14 protein-coding genes are annotated in these 17,320 nt (G+C 69.7%); 12 read left to right on the forward strand and 2 right to left on the reverse strand.

Features of this window, described 5'->3' with window-relative positions; all coding sequences use genetic code 11:
• Nucleotide 1 precedes the first annotated feature (1 nt).
• The 5 genes from QHG49_RS06520 (at nt 2) to QHG49_RS06540 (ending at nt 5,281) form a co-directional block, all read left to right on the forward strand.
• Complete coding sequence (locus tag QHG49_RS06520) at nt 2–268, forward strand: hypothetical protein (RefSeq protein ID WP_145489846.1); 267 nt, start codon at nt 2–4, stop codon at nt 266–268.
• A gap of 6 nt (nt 269–274) precedes the next feature.
• Nucleotides 275–1,219 carry a helix-turn-helix transcriptional regulator gene (locus QHG49_RS06525; RefSeq protein WP_301487745.1) on the forward strand — a complete coding sequence of 315 codons (945 nt, stop codon included), beginning with the start codon at nt 275–277 and terminating at the stop codon, nt 1,217–1,219.
• Between the two features lie 172 nt (nt 1,220–1,391).
• Nucleotides 1,392–1,709 carry an SCO0607 family lipoprotein gene (locus QHG49_RS06530; protein WP_145489841.1) on the forward strand — a complete coding sequence of 106 codons (318 nt, stop codon included), beginning with the start codon at nt 1,392–1,394 and terminating at the stop codon, nt 1,707–1,709.
• A gap of 275 nt (nt 1,710–1,984) precedes the next feature.
• The gene (locus QHG49_RS06535) at nt 1,985–4,660 is read left to right on the forward strand and encodes an MXAN_6230/SCO0854 family RING domain-containing protein (protein WP_301487747.1); all 2,676 of its coding nucleotides are present in this window, start codon (nt 1,985–1,987) and stop codon (nt 4,658–4,660) included.
• 84 nt (nt 4,661–4,744) lie between these two features.
• Nucleotides 4,745–5,281, forward strand: a complete 537-nt coding sequence (locus QHG49_RS06540; protein ID WP_301487749.1) for a cysteine hydrolase family protein — start codon at nt 4,745–4,747, stop codon at nt 5,279–5,281.
• Between the two features lie 91 nt (nt 5,282–5,372).
• Here the strand turns inward: QHG49_RS06540 and QHG49_RS06545 are convergent, their stop codons facing one another.
• Nucleotides 5,373–8,753, reverse strand: coding sequence for a lectin (locus QHG49_RS06545; RefSeq protein ID WP_301487751.1), 3,381 nt, complete (start codon nt 8,751–8,753; stop codon nt 5,373–5,375).
• A gap of 1,622 nt (nt 8,754–10,375) precedes the next feature.
• On the opposite strand from QHG49_RS06545, the gene QHG49_RS06555 reads away from it, so the two are divergent.
• The 7 genes from QHG49_RS06555 (at nt 10,376) to QHG49_RS06585 (ending at nt 15,550) form a co-directional block, all read left to right on the forward strand.
• Complete coding sequence (locus tag QHG49_RS06555) at nt 10,376–10,585, forward strand: hypothetical protein (protein WP_301487753.1); 210 nt, start codon at nt 10,376–10,378, stop codon at nt 10,583–10,585.
• Nucleotides 10,569–11,081: a DUF6879 family protein gene (locus QHG49_RS06560; RefSeq protein WP_186337948.1), complete on the forward strand. Its 513-nt coding sequence runs from the start codon at nt 10,569–10,571 to the stop codon at nt 11,079–11,081. The genes QHG49_RS06555 and QHG49_RS06560 overlap by 17 nt, the downstream gene beginning before the upstream one ends.
• The gene (locus tag QHG49_RS06565) at nt 11,078–11,911 is read left to right on the forward strand and encodes a helix-turn-helix transcriptional regulator (RefSeq protein ID WP_301487756.1); all 834 of its coding nucleotides are present in this window, start codon (nt 11,078–11,080) and stop codon (nt 11,909–11,911) included. The genes QHG49_RS06560 and QHG49_RS06565 overlap by 4 nt, the downstream gene beginning before the upstream one ends.
• A 562-nt stretch (nt 11,912–12,473) precedes the next feature.
• The gene (locus QHG49_RS06570) at nt 12,474–12,611 is read left to right on the forward strand and encodes a hypothetical protein (RefSeq protein WP_169435287.1); all 138 of its coding nucleotides are present in this window, start codon (nt 12,474–12,476) and stop codon (nt 12,609–12,611) included.
• Between the two features lie 14 nt (nt 12,612–12,625).
• Complete coding sequence (locus QHG49_RS06575) at nt 12,626–13,813, forward strand: cupin domain-containing protein (RefSeq protein WP_301487761.1); 1,188 nt, start codon at nt 12,626–12,628, stop codon at nt 13,811–13,813.
• Complete coding sequence (locus tag QHG49_RS06580; RefSeq protein ID WP_301487763.1) at nt 13,810–14,715, forward strand: aldo/keto reductase; 906 nt, start codon at nt 13,810–13,812, stop codon at nt 14,713–14,715. Before QHG49_RS06575 ends, QHG49_RS06580 begins: the two co-directional genes overlap by 4 nt.
• Nucleotides 14,696–15,550 carry a hypothetical protein gene (locus tag QHG49_RS06585; RefSeq protein WP_301487765.1) on the forward strand — a complete coding sequence of 285 codons (855 nt, stop codon included), beginning with the start codon at nt 14,696–14,698 and terminating at the stop codon, nt 15,548–15,550. Before QHG49_RS06580 ends, QHG49_RS06585 begins: the two co-directional genes overlap by 20 nt.
• Before the next feature lie 21 nt (nt 15,551–15,571).
• Here QHG49_RS06585 and QHG49_RS06590 read toward each other — a convergent pair whose 3' ends face one another.
• Entirely contained in the window at nt 15,572–16,408 is an 837-nt protein-coding gene (locus tag QHG49_RS06590; protein ID WP_301487767.1) for a recombinase family protein, read from the reverse strand.
• Between the last annotated feature and the right edge of the window lie 912 nt (nt 16,409–17,320).

A 17,320-nucleotide genomic window follows, 5' to 3' on the forward strand; every position in this document is an offset into this window, starting at 1 on the left:
CATGCACGTGAACGACACCATGGCGCTCTGCGTCGTACCCGACACCTCTTCCAGCCGGAGCCTCAGCGGAGCGGACGCCGCCGTCGTCGTGGTGATCATCATCGTGGCGGCCGTCCTGTCGGCGGACGGCATGCCGGTCAGGGAGGTCATGGCGTTACTCGGCGCTGCCGGGCTCCTGTCGGTCTCCGTCACGCGTCTCGGCTCCGGCGCCGCGGCCCGGGCGCTGCGTCAGCTCGCCCGCGCGCAGTCGGACACCCTGCCCCGGTAGCCGATCGTGGGCCGCACCGAGAACCCGGTCCTGCGTCCGACCAGCGCCCTTGGCGGACTCGCCTGCTACCTCAGGTGGTGCAAGGCCCGCGCCGGCCTCACCAACAAGGCGTTGGCGTACCGTACCAAGTACAGCGCCACGACGCTGCAACGGGCATCCGGCGGGGCCGTACTGCCGACACTCAGGGTCGTGCTGGCCTACGAGGCGGCCTGCGGGCTGGCCGACGGCGAGGCGCGTGCCCTCTGGCTGAAGGCGAGGCGCGCCGAGGGGCGCAGGGACCGGCGGCGCGCGACCTCGGGCCGTCCGGGGAAGGCGCCCCGGCCGGACCTGATCGCCGACCGGGCGGACATGAGCCACGCGCTCGCGGACCTGCGGGACCGCGCCGGGCTGAGCTACCGCGCCATGGAGCGCAGGGTCGAGGAACGGCCCGAGCTGGTGCAGTTGTCGAGGTCGACGGCCCAGCGCATACTCACGCGCCAGGCCTTCCCCACCAGCCAGTCGCAGCTGATGGCCGTGCTGCACGCCTGCGCGGTGCCCGAGCGGACCTGGGGTGACTGGATCCGCGCGTGGAAGAAGGTGCACCGGGCGCCGGACCGTCTGGAGCCCGCCGTCACCCCGGCCCGCAAGCTGCTGGCCCGCGAGGCCGAGGCCGAACTGGCGTGCTTCAAGCTGGAGGCCGTGGAGCCGTTCCGAAGCCCCACGGCGGCGTGGAGCGTCCGCTGCTGCCTGTGCGGAGCCCTCTTCCGGGTTCAGCTCAGCGGCCTCGGCCACGGCTGGACCGGGTGCCCCAACCGCTGCCCGCGCGACCGCGCCCGGCCCGCCACCACCGGACAGCTCGCCCCCTCGACCTGCCCGCGGTGCGAGCTTCCGGCGACGGACACCCTTGCCGCCGACAGCCCGGCCACCGGCTGCCCAATCTGCGACACCCCGGTACGGCCCACCCCGGACTGACCGGCCACAGCGGCCCGTTGGCGGTTCGACGAGAGAGGAGAACGACGCCTCTGCGCGCAGGTACTCACGTTCCCGGCCTCCGCGAATGAGTACGCGTACCGATCCGCGCGACCCCCGCCCTCCGCCAGGCTTGGTCCGTCGAAGGCCGCCGATCCCGTCCGAGGGGAAACACATGACCACGCACCGCACCCGCCGACGGACCACCCGAACCGCCGCGGCACTGACCGCCTGCTCCACCGCCACCCTCGCCGTGCTGCTCACCGGCTGCTCGACCGCCGACGCGATCTGCTCGAACGGCGAGTACCCCGTGCAGAACATCGGCGCCACCGGCGGCCAGTGCGTCCCCGACGGCCACAAGGTCCCGAAGGGCACCTTCCGTTACCCCGAGGACAAGACGCCGAAGCACGTGGACGACAAGTGGGACATCTACTGGCAGACGCACACCCTCGACAAGCACGGCACCATCATCAAGGCACCGCAGGACTCCTGACGGCCACCCGGCGACGACGGCCGGCGAAGGGGTGAAGTGCCCTGGCGGCGCGCGCCCTTGTGGCTCCCCGGCGGCAGGCACCCTTCTGGCATCCGGCCGCGAACTCCTGGCATCCGCCCGATAATTCGTTTGGTCCCCGCGCGGCGTTGTGATGGGATCAGGGCAACGGGGGCGGCTCCCCGGCGCGCATCCTTCTCACCTTCTTCGAAAAGACCCGGCGCGCCCACTCTCCGCCCCCGTTCTTCTGTCCCAAGTCACCGTGGAGGAACCCCCTGTTGCTCGCTGCCGAGTCCGTGCTGCTGCGCCGTATCCAGACCGTCTACGTGGACGGACCGTCCTCGTCCGGCGGCGGAACAGGACCGGCACTGCGTCGGCTCGAAGCCGAACTGCTCGGCCGCGGTCACGTCCTCTGCGCCGAACTGCACACCGCGCTCGGCTCGTTGACCGCTGAGGAGCTGGCGGTCGCGCACGCCCGAGTGGTCGGTCTGGTCGACGACCTGCTCGGCAGCGACCGCGTCCACATCCCGCTCTTGCGCCGCTTCCCGCGCACCGTGCCCCGGGACACCGAGGCGCTGTACGTGGACCGGGTCTTCGCCTTCCTGCTCCAGCAGCCGGACCACCCCTGCGTGCTGTGCGGCGAGGCGCGCACGGTGTTCCCCGTCTCGCCCTGCGCGCACCTGGTGTGCCGGCTGTGCTGGGACGGGTCCGACTACGCGGGCTGCCCGGTCTGCCACCGCCGGATCGACGCGGACGACCCCTTCCTGCGGCCGGTGCGTGCCGTCGGCGCCGCCAAGGCACCGCTGCCCGGCCCGCTGCGGCTGCTGCGTTTCGGCACCGACATGAAAGCCGACGCCACCACCGCGGTGGACTCCCTGCTGGCCCGTCGCACTCCGCTCTCCCCGCAGGACCGCGGCGACCTGCTCACCCTGCTGCCGCTCACCCCGGCCGGCCGGGGCCTGCTGCCGCAGGAGATCCCGGTCCGGGAGACCAAGGCGACGGTGCTGGGCGCGCTGATCCGCGAGGCACCGGACGGCCTGCCCGTACGGAAGCTGCTGACCGAGCGACTCACCACCGCCACCGACGTGTTGCGGCTGCTCGCCGCGCTCTCCGACGGCGACGCCGGGCTGGTCACACTGTCGCCCTTCACCGGCCTGCCGCGCCCGCTGCGCCGCGAACTCCTCGCGGTACTCGACGCGTTGCCGACGCCGTACCTCGTGGAGGACGTCCTACGGCACCCCACCGCGTGGAAGCGGGCCGCGGAGGTGCTGCACCCCTTCGAACGGCACGCCCGGCATCCGCGTGCCGCCCTCGCCTTCGCCGTGCTGCGCGGAACCCGGGTGGATCCCGGCACGGCCTTCGGCGCCGCCCTGCTGGAGACGGCCGCCGCACACCCGGACGCCGTCCGCGTGGACAGTTCCCGCATGGGCAATGCCCGTACGGACGGTTTCCCCGGGGACAGTGCCCGCATGGACGGTTCCTCCGTGGACGGCGTCCGGCTCCGCCCAGCCACCTGGGCCGGGCGGCTGGAACAGGCGTTGGCCGAGGGCGACGCGGGCCGGGCCGCTGCCCTCGCCGGGGAACGCCCCGGCGAACTGGTGCGCCGCCTGGACCTGTTGCTGCGCCTGCACCCCCGCGACACCCTCGTGCCGGAACTGGAGAAGGCCCTGCTGCGCGGCCTGCCGAAAGTGGGCCCGGGGCCGCTGCTGTCGGCGCTCGGGGCCCTGCGGGTCCGCGCCGAGGACCGTACCGGCCGCCGCCGGGTGTTCTTCCCGCGCGGCGACGTCACCCGCGCCCTGTCCGTTCCGGAGCGGCGGCCCGCGCTGCCCGCCGCACTGGTCACCGCGGCGGTCACGCTGCTGGAGGCCGAGCTGCTGCGCCGGTTCGCCGCCGGGGAGCCGTACGAGCTGTCGGTGCTCGACGCGGGCCTGGCCGACCTGACCGTGCCGTTCACCGAGCGGTCCACCGCGAAGGCGCTGGTGGCGGTACCTCGGGGCAGCACGCAGACCCTGCCCGAGGGCGCGGTGCTGCGGCTGTTCCTGCACTGGACCGAACCGGAGGGCGTCCGCACCGACCTGGACCTGTCGGTCGCGTTCTTCGACGCCGAGTGGGGGTTCACCGGCCTGTGCGACTACACGAACCTCGTGCACGGCACGCGGGCCGCGGTCCACTCCGGCGACCTCACCTCCGCCCCGGCCCCGCAGGGCGCCACCGAGTACGTGGACCTGGACCTGGAGCGGCTGGCGGAACGGGGCGATGTGTACGCCGTCCCGCTCGTCTTCAGCTTCAACAACGTGCCGTTCGAGGAGCTGCGGGACGCCTTCGCGGGTTTCATGGCGCTGCCCGCGCAGGGCCCGCGCGACGCGTCGTACGACCCGCGCACGGTCCGCCAGCGCTTCGACCTGGCGGGCGAGTCGCGCGTGTGCCTGCCGATGGTCGTGGACCTGGGCCGGCGCCGCATGCTGTGGACGGACACCCATCTGACGTCCAGGCCCGGCTTCCAGAGCATCGGCTCGCACGGAGGCTCCCAACTCTCCACCGTGGCCCGGGACTTGGGGGAGCAGTTCGGTTCCGGCAGCCGGACCACCCTCTGGGACCTCGCGGCGTGGCGGGCGGCGGCGCGCTCCCCCGAGGTGGCCGTGGTGTGCCGGGAACCGGAGCCCGCGCTGCTGCGCTTCCGGCGCCGGCCGAACGAGGACGCGGCCGCGTTCGCCGCCCGGGTCTCCTCCCTGGCGGAGGCCGAGGAGCGGCTGCCGCACCCGGACCCCGGCACGGCGGCGGCCGAACTCGCCTCCGGTACTCGGGTGTTCCTGGCGACGGTCCATGGCTCCATCGGCCCCGCACGGGCTTCGGGCACGTACTACCGGCTCTTCCCCGGAGCCGGGGACGCCTCGGAGAGTCTGGTCCGTGTGACCGCCGGTGATCTGGTCGCCGAGCTCGGCGGCGGCTCGTAGAAGCTTGCCCGGCGCGTCGCCGATGGCACCCCGACGACGCGCCGCAGGCCGATGCGCCCCCCGCAAACAGGGAACTCGGCGAGGGTGAAGAACACCGCTCTGCTGGTCATCGACATGATCAACACGTACGACCACAAGGACGCCGACCTGCTGATTCCCTCGGCCCGGACGGTCGTACCGGTCGTGGCGGACCTCCTGCGACGCGCGCGGGACCTCTCCGCACCGGTGATCTATGTGAACGACAACTTCGGTGAGTGGCGCTCCCATCACGGTGAGCTGCTCGACCACGCCTTGCACGGCCCGCACAACGACCTGGTGAAGCCGTTGCGGCCGGACCGGGACTCCCTCTTCGTCGTCAAGGCCCGCCACTCCGTCTTCTTCGAGACCCCCCTGGAATACCTCCTGCGCCAGCAGAACATCGACCGGCTGGTACTGACCGGGCAGGTGACCGAGCAGTGCGTGCTCTACTCGGCCCTCGACGCCCACATCCGTCACTTCGAGGTGATCGTCCCCCGGGATGCCGTGGCCCACATCCACGAGGACCTCGCCCGGGCCGCGCTGCGGATGATGGAGCGGAACATGGGCGCACGCGTGTGCACGAGCCGGGACCTGTGGCGGTGACCGGCGCCGAGAGGGCCGGTCCCCGCGGTTCGCGCCGCCGGGACCGGCCCACCGCCGTCACCGTCTTCCGGGTGTCACCGTCTCCCGGGTGTCACCGGCCGAAGCCGTAGGCGAACAGGTGGTCGCTGCCCGAGGAGCCCGTCACCGGCAGGGTGATCGAGGCCACCTGCTTGGACGCGTCGAGCGGGACCTTGGTCGCGAAGACGTAGGTCTTCACGCCGTCGCGGCCGCCGCTGCCGGTGTTCCGGTAGCCCGTCGTGACGGCCGTGGTGTCGCCCGCCATCGGTTTGGTCGAACCGGCGTTGAGCGTCCAGTCCGAGAAGCCGACCGTGGCCTTGGCGGTACTGCCGTCGGTGTAGGTGACGGTCAGCGTGCCCGAGACGCCGCTGCCGTCCGTCGGCGCGTTGGTCGCCGTACCCAGCAGGCCCAGTGACGCTCCCGACGTACCGGCCGGCATCGGGATGGTCTGGCCGGCCATCTCCAGGTTGTCCAGCTGCCCGGACGCGACCGCCGGCCAGGTGTAGGCGACGCCGTCGACCGTGAGCGTGGAGCCGCTCGTGGCCCCGGCCGCCGACAGCGCGTTCTGCGAGAACGCCCAGCCGCCGTTGTCGAAGCCGCCCGAGAAGGCCGTACCGTCGGGATAGATGCCCTCGTTGGTGTCGTACGGCCACAGCTCACCGGCCTTGGCCACGGCGACCCGCAGGGCCGCCCCGTTCAGTGCCGCCCCGGTGTCGTGGTCGGTCAGCGCGAAGGCGACGGGGTACGTCCCCTCGCTCGCGCCCGCCGTGACGCGCACCCTCGCCTCCGCGCTGCCCGAGGCGGGCACCTTCACCGAGCCGGACGCCGGGTCCAGCGTGACACCCGACGGCGCGGTCGCCTTCCAGTCGACGGTGACGTCCTTGCCACCGAGGTTGGTGAGATCGAGCGTGCCGTCACCGGACGCGCCCGGCTGGAGCACCAGGCCGTCACTGGCCGGACCGGCAGCGGCCAGGACGCGGTCCCCGCCCGTGGTGTCCGACGGCGGCACCGCCGACGGACCGGAGGCCCAGGACTTGTCCGGCTGGGTGCCGAGGGTGAAGTCCAGGGTGCCCGCGCCCTTGAACTGCCCGTACGTCAGCCAGGAGGCGTTCCACTCCTTGCCCTTGACGTCGAGCGAGTGCACGTACGGCGCGTCGGGTGCCGCCTGCGGCGCGTTGATCCGCACCGTCCTGCCGCCGGCGGGCGTCACCTGCGCCACCGGGAAGGCCGGGCTGCCGAGCGCCAGGGTGTCCGTGCCCGGGGTCTCGGGGTACATGCCCAGCTCGGACCAGACGTACCAGGAGCTCATCGCGCCGAGGTCGTCGTTGCCGAACGAGCCGACCGGCGCGTTGAAGTACAGATTCAGCTGCGCCGCGCGGACGGCCTCCTGGGTCTTCCACGGCTGGCCCGTGTAGTCGTACTCCCAGGGGATCTCCACGCTGGGCTCGTTGCTCAGGTTGGCGTCGGTGTTGCCGGGGTCGGTGATGTTGTCGAGCAGGCTGTCCAGGAAGGACGAGTACGCCTGGTCACCGCCGCGCGCCTGGATGAGCTGCTTCAGGTTGAACGGGACCATCGGCGTGTACTGGGCCGACGTACCCTCGACGAAGCCGTTGGAGGTGCCCGGGGTGAACCCGCCCGCGAAGCGGCCGTCCTTGTCCTTCGCCTGCATGTAGCCGGTCTGCGGGTTGAAGACGTTCATCCAGTCCTGGGCGCGGGTGGCGAACTTCTGGTAAACGGCCGTCCTGCCCAGTGACTTGGCGAAGGCCGCGAGGGCGTAGTCGGCGGAGTCGTACTCCAGCTGTGTGGAGACCGGGCCGTAGAAGTTGCAGCACCCGTAGTCGTTCTCGTCCAGCGGGAGGTAGCCCTTGGCGTCCCGTACGGACTCGCCGGGGCGGTCGTTGTTCGGCGCGGTGGCCTCGTGCTGGAGGGCGGCGAGCGCCTTGTCCGTGTCGAAGCTCCGGGCGCCGAAGGCGTACGCGTCCGCGATGATGCCGGCCGCCGGGTCGCCGACCATGACGTAGCTCTCGCCGTTGTTAGAGGCCCACTTGGGGAGCAGGCCCGTCTGGTCGTAGCCGTTGAGCATCGAGGTGACGACGTCACTGGTGACCTTGGGCTCGGCCATCGCCATCAGCTGGGTCTGGGAGCGATAGGTGTCCCAGCCCGAGTAGTTGGCGTACTGGGCCCGCTGGCCCTTGGCCAGCTTGTGGACCTGGTTGTCCATGCCCATGTACTGGCCGTTGTCGTCCGAGAAGACGTTCGGGTGCAGCAGCGCGTGGTAGAGCGCCGTGTAGAACTGCACCTGCTGGTCCTTGGTGCCGCCGCCGATCCGGATCCTGTCCAGCACCGTGTTCCAGGCGTCGTGGTTCGCCCGCTGCACCGCGTCCAGGTCCCAGTTCCTGATCTCGGTGGTGAGGTTGTCCGCCGCGTTGGCGTCACTGGTGTAGGAGATGCCGACCTTCGCCTTCACCGTGGGGTTCGAGGAGGTGTCGAAGGTCAGGTACATCCCGTTCGCGCCCGTGGTGGGCGGCTGGGCGGCCTTGTTCGTGGCCGAGGACGTGGCCGAGGGTGTGGTCGTAGACGTGGGCGTGGTGCCGGTGCTCGGGGCCGGGGAGGACGACGGCGAGGGCGTACCCGTACCGGAGGACTTCGCGGCGTCGCCGTGCACGGTCGGGGACGGGGCCGCGGGGACGGTGAAGTGCTTCTCCTTCAGCCGCTTCGACGGGTGCGGCCGCGCGTTCCGCTCGGCCTTGCCCGCCTTCAGCGAGGTCGCGTCCGGGTTGATGGTGCCGCCGACCCAGGTGCCGCTGCCGGTGAACGACCGGTCGAACTTGATGTCGAAGTGCAGGGTGTACCGGTTCTTCGCACCGCAGAAGTGGCCGCTGTCGACGGAGCCGCTGATCTCCTTGTCGTTCACCACCTGGACGCGGGTCCCGTCCACCTGGGTGGCACCGCCGCTGAGCTTGAACAGCAGGTTCGCCTGACTGCCCGCCGGAAAGGTGAAGGAGCCGAGGCCGGCGCGGGTGGTGTCGGTCAGCCGGGTCGTGACGCCGTTCGCGTCGGTGAGCTTGTACGACCCGATACCCGTCTGCTCGTCGGCGTGGCTGAAGCCGACGGACGCGTTGCCGAGGTTGCCCGAGAGCGCGCCGGTCACCGGAAGGACGGGCAGGTCACCCGCGACACCGCAGCCGGGTCCGGAGACATGGGTGAGGCTGAAGCCCGAGATCTTCTTGTCGTCGTACTCGTAACCGCCGCCCGAGGGACGGTCGGGGGTCGTGTCCGGACCCCACTGCACCATGCCGGCCGGCATGTCGGGGCCGGGGAAGGTGTCCACCTCTCCGGAGGTGCCGATCAGCGGGTTGACGAGGGACGCGGGGTCTTTCACCAGGGCCGGCGGCGCCGCACTCGCGGCATAGGCGCCCGCTGTCGCCGGGAGCGGGAATGCCGCGATGCCCACGACGGAGATCACGGCCAGGCGTCGGCGGAATCTCCTTCGATCACGTGGCACGGCTGAACGTCGGGGTCGGACCATCGGTTGCCTCCGCAGCGTTTCGTGCTTCGCACAGGTGCTGGTGTGCCGAAGGGCAGGGACGTCGGTGACGGCCTCGGTGCCGGACGCCTTCGGTCGACGCCTGACAACGTTGCCATGCACAGGTGTCGAGTGAAACGCGTGGGCTTACGGCGTGTCAACGAGGCCAACAGCAGTTTCTGGGAGCGAAGTTCGCGGAGCGGGCGGTTCGACACCGGGGCTCGGCGGTCGCGGCCGACGGTTCGGGCTCCTCCGAGGGACCGGCACCGCCCCGGCGAACTTCCCGCGTCCGGACGGACTTGAGGCGCGCCCCGCGTCTTGACGGCGACGCACCCCGTCAGCCCGACCAGCCGAAATCCGGGCCCGGGCCATGGCCCTTTCGGAAGGCATGGCTCGCCCCACGCGGCCACGACGGGCACGGAAGCGCGGCGACGAGACAAGCTGCCCGGCGCATCGAGGCTCCTTGAGCGCGCGGCCGTTCCGCAGCGCCGTCAACACAACCACCGGGCCGGAGCCGCCCCCTGCATCGCAAAAGCGACGAGCAACGCCCTGGCTTGGCTCGCGGCTCGCTTTGACGAGCGCGCAATGGATTGCCGATCACGCGTCCCATGGAGGGTCTACGCCCGCGCTGCGTGCCTGCGTCCGACCGATGGCCGTCGACCGACGTACCGGGACTACCGGTTGGTCCCTCCAGGACGAGGAGACGCGCTCCGCGATCGCCGATGTCCTCGCCCTGCCGTGACGACCTTCCACAAACGGCCCCGTGGAGGGCATCCGGGGCCGGCCACGGTTGGTCACCCTCACTATGACTGACGCTCGTAGCTCCGCGTGGGACGCTTACTCGCAGGCCAGGCCGCAGCGACAGCTCACCAACGCATACCTGCGGGAATCGTCCACGATCTTCGATGCGATCTACGGTGTCTTCGGCGCGGCCTGGTTCACCGACCCCGGCCTGTTGCTGCCCCTCATCCACTGCGGCCTCCAGCCGGGCGGCGTCTTCGCCTTCTCTCAGCGCCCTCCGGTACGGGCCGCCGCGTCCTATTGCCCCTGGTCTGGCCTGTCCTGGGGGGCGCTGGGCCGTTGGTCGGGTGGCCGGTCACGCCACAGCGCAGAAATGCAAAAGACCCCAGATGAACTGGGGTCTCAGCTGGTGTCCGAGGGGGGGACTTGAACTCTCGACTCGGGCACCAGCCCACAACCGATCTGACCTGGGGAAACGCCCGCTGACAGGCTCCATTTCGGCGGGGCGCTTCTCCTGTTCTTTCCTGCTGTTTCAGGCCCTCTCGGGCCCCTGTTGGTCACACGTTGGTCATGTGACCAACCCTCCTCCAAGGCGTCCGTCCCTGGTCAGGCTTCCCGGACGGCGCCACGGGGCTACGCCCAGTCTGCACGGTCGCGTACATGACCGCGTACCGGGGTGGGCTGGCGCGGTCGGGGACCCGTTTATGCAAGGACACGCATAGTCGCGTTCACGCATAGACGCGTAGCGCCACCCCCTCTACTGTCGTTGGCCAGGCGGCCCAAACGGGTCCAGAGCAAGGGGGTTTGGCATGTCCGAACGTTCGGCACTCACCCGCCTCACGGGCAACGGCAACGGCGAGTGCGGGGAGAAGGACTGCCCGAACGTGTACCGCACGGCCACGGGATCGTTCGTCGTGCAGGGCGACGTGTCCGACGCCTTCACCCCGCCCGCCGGGGAGGGGCTCGTGGAAATCCCGGAAGCGGTTCTCAGGGAGGCAATCCGTGCACTTGGATGGTGACGCGTGGAATGACTGCTTTGATTCCATGGAGCGTGAGGCGTGGCGGCTGGAGACGCTGCCCGTTTACACCATGCCCCAGGAAGCGGAGAGGCTGAAGCGCTTCCTCGCCGGGGAGAAGTCCCCGGACGATTACACGTCGGCCTGGATGGACGAGGTTCGGCAATGGGCCTCGGAAGGGAAGAGCGTAGGCAGGGTGCATGTCGTAACCCGCCCGCTCTCGGACTACCTCCGGTTCGAGTTCGAGTATTACTACCGGCACCACGTGAAGGCGGGCGAGGATATCCGCATTCTCGACCTCACTGACCGAGAGAACCCGGGGCTTCCAGGTCAGGACTTCTGGATGTTCGATGAGTCCAAGGTGGTGCTGATGAACTACCGAGCGGACGGGACACAGATTAACCGGGAACTGTACGAGGGTGATCCTGAGCCGTATCGGCAGTGGAAGCGGATTGCCGTTGCCGAGTCGGTTCCATTCCTGGAGTACGTGAGCGGGTGACGTTCGACCCTGAACAGTTGGGGCAGCCGAAGCAAGAACTGGCCGTCCTGCTGAAAGAACTACGTAAGCGAGCCGGCCTCACTGGGGACCGGCTCGCTCGGCGTTGCAACATGTCCCAATCGAAGATCAGTCGGATCGAGAACGGGAAAGCGCAACCGAGCCTGCTCGACCTGGAAAGAATCCTCCGGGCTGTCGTTGCTCCGCCCGAGGTCATCGAGGAGGTCATAGCCCTCGCGAGGCTGGCCAATACCGAGTGGCAAGACCTGCGCTCGCTACGGCGACGGGGGCTGGAGAAGAAGCAGACCGAACTTGCCGCGCTCGAATCCTCCTCTACCGAGTTCCGTTTCTTCCTGCTCTCGATGATTACGGGACTGCTGTCCACCCCTGAGTACATCCGGGCCAGCCTTGCCCATTCACCGGCTGATGTCACTAAGACGATCGCGAGGAAGCTGGAGCGGCAGGAGGTTCTTTACGACACGAAGAAGCGGTTCACCTTCATCCTCACCGAACAGGCCGTGAGGTGGCCACTCCTGCCCCCGGCCGCGATGGCGATGCAGATTGACCGGCTGGCCTCACTGACCCACCTGCCGAATGTGAAGCTCGGTGTCATCCCGATCGCGGGCCATAAGCCCATGGCTCCGATGGACACCTTCACTGTCTACGACAACACCCTGGCCACTGTGGAGAACACCACCGGAGTCGTGATCCTGAGAGATCCGCGCGACATCGAAATGCATGTGGAACTGTTCTCGACACTGGAGGGATACGCGCTGTTCGGGGCCGAAGCGCGAGCCTTGTTGACGGAGTGGGCTACCGCCTGCCGTTCATGATCTTTAGTCCATGACGGGAAAGAACTACACAGCCGCCGCTTTCTGGGCCAATGATTTCCCCCATGACAGCGACCGAGCGAAACGAAGAGCGGGTGCGTTACGGCGTAGGTCAGCGGTTGGAGTACCGGCGGACGTTCGGCCCTGATGGTGGTGTGCGCTCGTGACGGGGCGCATGACTCTGCGGGTGTCGTACGACGGCGGCCGGACGTACGGCCCGGTTCGTGAGGTGCAGGTGGAGCCGCGCCATGCGGTGATCCTGGGTTCGCCGACCAAGTACCCGCCGTGCGGGTGCCCTCGGTGCACGGGTCGCAGTTCGTTGCCTGCCAGTGCTCTCCGCCCCGTGGTGGTGGAGCCGAAGGCGACGTGATGCGTCGCCTGGGCCACTGGGTGCTGCGCCGCTTTGGCCGGTACGCGGGGCCGCTCTACCTGGCCGCGATCCTCGGCGGCTGTGCCCTGGTTCTCGCTGGAACCCTGGCGTTCCGGTAACTGCCGCACTCGTCGCTGTCCCCCTTTGCTTCCTGCCGGATTCCCGGCGGGAGTGCCCGAGAAGAGAGGTAGTCCGATGGTGGAAGAGAACACCGGTTCGGTGGCCCCCGAGGGGGGTGGCCTGCTCGTCGCGAAGCGGAAGATCGTGGCCGCGCGCACCCGTGCCGAGCAGGAGTCTGACGTCAGCAGTGGCCGTTCCGACGGCAACGACTGACGGGAGCGCCCACGTTGCTTGATGCAGCCTCGTGGGCGGGGCGTCTGGGCGGGGACAGGTTCCTCGCCCAGACGTACCACCGCTCATACGCGCACTTCCCCGGGGTCGCCGACACGGCGGGCTTGTTCTCCTGGGATGACCTGAATCGGATCATCGCCACGCAGCGGCTGGAGCCGCCCCGGCTGCGCCTGTCGGTCGACGGCGAGATGGTCCCGCTCCACCGCTACGCGATCCCCACCACGAACCGCCGCGCGGTCACCTGGTCCCGCATCCAGCCGTCCGACTTCCACGCCCAGCTCAGGGACGGGGCGTCGCTGGTCCTTGACGCGGTGGAGAAGATCCACCCCGCCGTGGGGGCGGCTGCGGAGGCACTGGAACGCTTCCTCGGAACTTCCGTGCAGGCCAACGTGTACGCCTCGTGGACCGAGCGGGAGGGCTTCGGCCGGCACTGGGACGACCACGATGTGGTCGTGGTCCAACTGCACGGCTCAAAGCGGTGGCGCCTGTGGGGGATGACCCGTGAAGCGCCCACCTTCCGGGACGTGGAGTCGCCGGAGGAGCCGGAGGGCGACCCGATGGCGGACCTCGTTCTGTCCCCGGGCGACGTGCTCTACCTGCCGCGCGGCTGGTGGCACTCGGTCACCGCCGATCAGGGGACAGAGTCCCTCCACCTCACGTTCGGGATGGTCCCGCACACAGGTGCTGACCTGATGCTGTGGGTCGTCGATCAGCTCAGGGCGTCCCTCGCGCTCCGCCGGGACATTCCGCGCTTCGGCTCGTCGGCGGAACAGTCGGACTTCATCGACGCTGTACGCCGCGAGGTGGCCGACATGATGGCGGACCCCCGCCTCGTGGAGCGGTGGGCGGAGTCGATCGACACGACGGATCTGGGCCACGCGATTCCGTCCCTGCCCTACGTGGGCGAACTCCCCGCACGGGGGGAGATCGCGGTCAAGCTCACCACTCCGAGGGGCCGCCTGACGGCGAACCGCGAACAGGGCACGGTCACCTTCTCTGCGGCCGGTACGGCTTGGGACTTCGCCGAGTCCGCCGCGCCCGCGCTGGGCACGCTGCTGACCAACCAGCCGACCACGCTCGGCGAACTCGCCGACTCCGCCGGGCTTGAGGTCAAGGAGGTGGCCGAACTGGTCTCCGTCCTCATCGACGGCCACGCCGTCGCAGTCGTGGGGACGGCGCTGTGACCGCCGCGCTCTGCCTGGGGACATACCGCGTGCGTGCCGTCAGTCGGGCGGCACGCACCGCCCTGGCGGCCGGTAGTCCCTGGGTGGACACGGCACCCAACTACGCCCGTGGTCGGGCGCATGAGAAACTGCGCCCGGTCCTCGGGGAGTACCCGACCGTGCGGGTAGCCACGAAGTCGGGGTTCTTCACGGAGGAGCAGGGCCGTGCCGCCCTGGCTGAGGGCGTGCTCGCCCGGGAAGAGGCGGCCGGTAGGCACAGCCTTGAGCGGGGCTTCGTCCGCTGGCAGACGGAGCGGTCGTTGGCCGCGCTCGGGCGCGTGGACCTGGTGTTCGTGCACAACCCGGAGCACCACGGGCACGGCCTTGACCGTGCCGCTCTGCACGGGCGGGTGCGGCAAGCCTTCACGGCGCTGGAAGAGTTCGCCCACGCGGGCAGGATCGGCGGGTACGGCGTTGCCACCTGGTCGGGCCTGGCCTCCGGAGCGCTCAGCGTGCCCGAGTTGCTCACGCTCGCCCGGCAGGCGGCCGGTTCCGCCGAGCACCACTTCACGGGCTTGCAGATGCCCGTCAGCCTGATCATGGATGCCCCGATCACACAGGCCCTGAACGGCGGCGGACCACTGGTGCAGGCGAAGGACGCGGGGCTGATCACCTTCGGCTCCGCTCCCCTGCACGGGGGCGAACTCCTCGACGCCATGACACCCGAACTGGTGAACCTCATCCGCCCCGGCCTGTCGGCCGCAGCCGCTGCCCTGCTGTCCGTTGGCTCGTGCCCCGGCCTCGATGTCGTCCTCACCTCCACGAGCACCCGCGAGCACTGGGACGATGTGGCCAAGGCTCTGGCTGCGCCGCTGACGGCCCAGGAGCTCAGGAGGGTGACGGATGAACTCGCCGGTGAATGAGGATGTGCAGGCCCTGATGGAGGCCGCCCACGACCGGGCGGCCAAGGCACTGGGCCTCACCTGCACGGGGCCGCTGGCGTGGGGCTTCCTCGGTGTCACTCTCGGACGCCGAGCGGGGGACCGGTGGCTACGGGTCAGCCGGACGGCGAAGAGGAACGCGGGCAGGAAGGCGGGGGAAGGCATCGTCGGGGCCTCGGAACTGGTGCCTGACGGCGTGCCCCGCCCCCGCCTGTACGGGGTGCACGACTGGACTGACGGCGAGTGGGCTTTCGAGGCGGAAGTCCTGGACTACCTCACGCAACCGGTGGTGTCCCCGGACCGGGCCGACATCGACCACGACCCCGGGTTGCCTGACGAGTGGTGGGCGGACCTTCGCCAAGCCCTTGCCCTGCTTGCTGAAGCGGAGGGTGCGAAGACGACCGTCCGGGACGGGTGGATCGAACGGGCCTTCCCCCAGTTCCTTGGCATCCCGGCCCCCGCCAGGGTGAAGCGGGTGACCGGTCACGGTGACCTGCACTGGGGCAACCTCACCACCGCGCCCCTGTGCCTGCTGGACTGGGAGCGGTGGGGCCTCGTGCCGTTCGGCTACGACGTGGGACTCCTCCACGCCAACAGCCTGCTTGTCCCTGACGTAGCCGCCCGCATCCGCAAGGAATTCGCGTCGACACTCGACACCCCCGCCGGCCGAATCGGGGAACTCGCGACCCTGGCCGAGATGCTGCAAGCCGTAGCCCGTGGCTGGTACCCGGACCTTGCGCCCCGCCTGGTTGCCCGAGCGGAGGCGCTCACCGGAGTGCGCCCGCCCGTTCCTGTGCACTCCGAGGTGAGCGCCTGACTGCGCCCCTGTGCGCCTGTCTCAGGCGCTCTCACCGATATGCCGGTAGAGGGTGGCTCGGGAGATCCCCAGCGCCTTGGCGATGGCGGTGACGCTCTCTCCCTTGGCGTGCCGGGCACGGGCTGCGGCTAGCTTGTCGTCGTCCACGACGGTGGGGCGTCCCCCGTGGTTGCCCTTGCGGGCCGCAGCATCAAGACCTTCCAAGGTCTTCTCCCGGATGCCCTCCCGCTCGACTTCCGCACTGACGGCGAGTACGGCGAAGACGATGGCGCCCGCCCCGTTCGGGTCGTACACCCCCGTGAGGGGACCGGAGAGGAGTTCCAGTTGGATGCCGTCCGCTTGGAGGGTGGCGGACAGGGACATCAACTCTGCCGCGTTGCGGGCGAGTCGCTTCATCTCGACCACGGTGAGGATGACGGCTTGCCCGGGTGCGGCCTGCCTGATCTCCCTTGCGAGGGTGAGGGCCTTCTCCAGCTCGGGCCGCTCCTTCACGCGGGTACTGATCTTCTCGGAGAACACACGGGTGCACTGGGCCCCGGCAAGGGCGTCCAACTGGGACTGGAGTTCCTGACCCACCGTGGAGCACCGGGCGTAGCCGAGCCGGATCGCTGCGCCCGGCTTCCCTTCGGGCGCCTGTGCCACGGGTGCGCCCTGTGTCCACGCCTTGCCAGGCTGCCTGTCGGCCGGGGTCTTCACGGTGAGTTCCGCCTTCAAGGCGGGCACGAGGGCGAAGCGCCCCGTGTGGTAGCTGGCTGCCACCTTGCCCGCGCCGGTACGGCAGGGGCTTCCTGCGGGGGCCTGGCACTTGGGGCAGTCGTGGCGCTCGACCTGTTCGGCCGGGGTGATCTTCTTCGGCATGGCCAGACCGTCTCAAAAACGTGTCTTGAAAGCCAGCGCCGAGCGGGATCTTTTGAGACGAGTTTCGAGACGGCGAGAGCGGAGCGAAACGGACACGGCTCGACGGCTATCGAGTCGTCTCACTAACGATGGTTTATGAGATGCCCTGTCCTGTCGTCCTGGTGGGCGCTGCCGCGCTCCACTGAAAGCCTGACGTGCCTGCCACGGCAGGGCGCTGTGCGCCTGCTTCGCGGCCTGCTGTCGGAGGCTGGACGCTCGCCTGACTCCCGCCCTGCCAGGTGCTCAGCGTGGCGCACAGCCGTTCGCCTGACAGGGGAGGCGGGCGCGTCGGCGGAGAGAGGGGCGACGGCGAAGGGGTGGGGGTATGACCCCCGAAGGGGGCAGGCTCGAACCGCCACGTCTTAGCAGCTCGGAATCTGCCACGGTTCCAAGGGCCGCCAGGGCAACGGCGAAGAGAAGCACAAGAGGAAACCCACAGGTCAGGGCCAGGGTAAGGCTCCAGCCGGCGGGGTGAGCCTGCACAAGACTGGAGGCTCACGAGGCTTGGCGTAAGTGGCTTCGCTCTGTGGCGGCGGAGCCGCCCCCCCTCCCTGGTGACTCTTCCGCCGGTGCCCTGACCTGGGGGCACTGCCGCGCCCCACATCCGTTCGCCGTTGCGTCGTGAGTGGAAGGCGCTTTGGCCACTCGGCCCCGTAAGGGGCCCAGGCTTCCAGACGTTGCAGGACTGTACGCCTACTGAGATAGATAAAGAGCAGCCGAACGTTCCCGCAGGTCATGGCATGTATGGCAACACGCGGCATGTGTTCTTGCGTCACGTCCGGGATGTAGGTTCAAGGTGTTCGTACACCTGTCGCATGTAGCCCAGGCGGGATTAAGCGGAGTGTGCCCAAGGGATGGCGTCCCAGTGCACGT

The sequence above is a fragment of the Streptomyces sp. WP-1 genome (assembly GCF_030450125.1).
GTDB lineage: Bacteria > Actinomycetota > Actinomycetes > Streptomycetales > Streptomycetaceae > Streptomyces > Streptomyces incarnatus.

Coding starts and splice junctions, on each gene's coding strand:
- QHG49_RS06570 (WP_169435287.1), top strand. CDS start 12,474: ATGGTGGAAGAGAACACCGGTTCGGTGGCCCCCGAGGGGGGTGGCCTG.
- QHG49_RS06530 (WP_145489841.1), top strand. CDS start 1,392: ATGACCACGCACCGCACCCGCCGACGGACCACCCGAACCGCCGCGGCA.
- QHG49_RS06590 (WP_301487767.1), bottom strand. CDS start 16,408: ATGCCGAAGAAGATCACCCCGGCCGAACAGGTCGAGCGCCACGACTGC.
- QHG49_RS06555 (WP_301487753.1), top strand. CDS start 10,376: ATGTCCGAACGTTCGGCACTCACCCGCCTCACGGGCAACGGCAACGGC.
- QHG49_RS06520 (WP_145489846.1), top strand. CDS start 2: ATGCACGTGAACGACACCATGGCGCTCTGCGTCGTACCCGACACCTCT.
- QHG49_RS06585 (WP_301487765.1), top strand. CDS start 14,696: ATGAACTCGCCGGTGAATGAGGATGTGCAGGCCCTGATGGAGGCCGCC.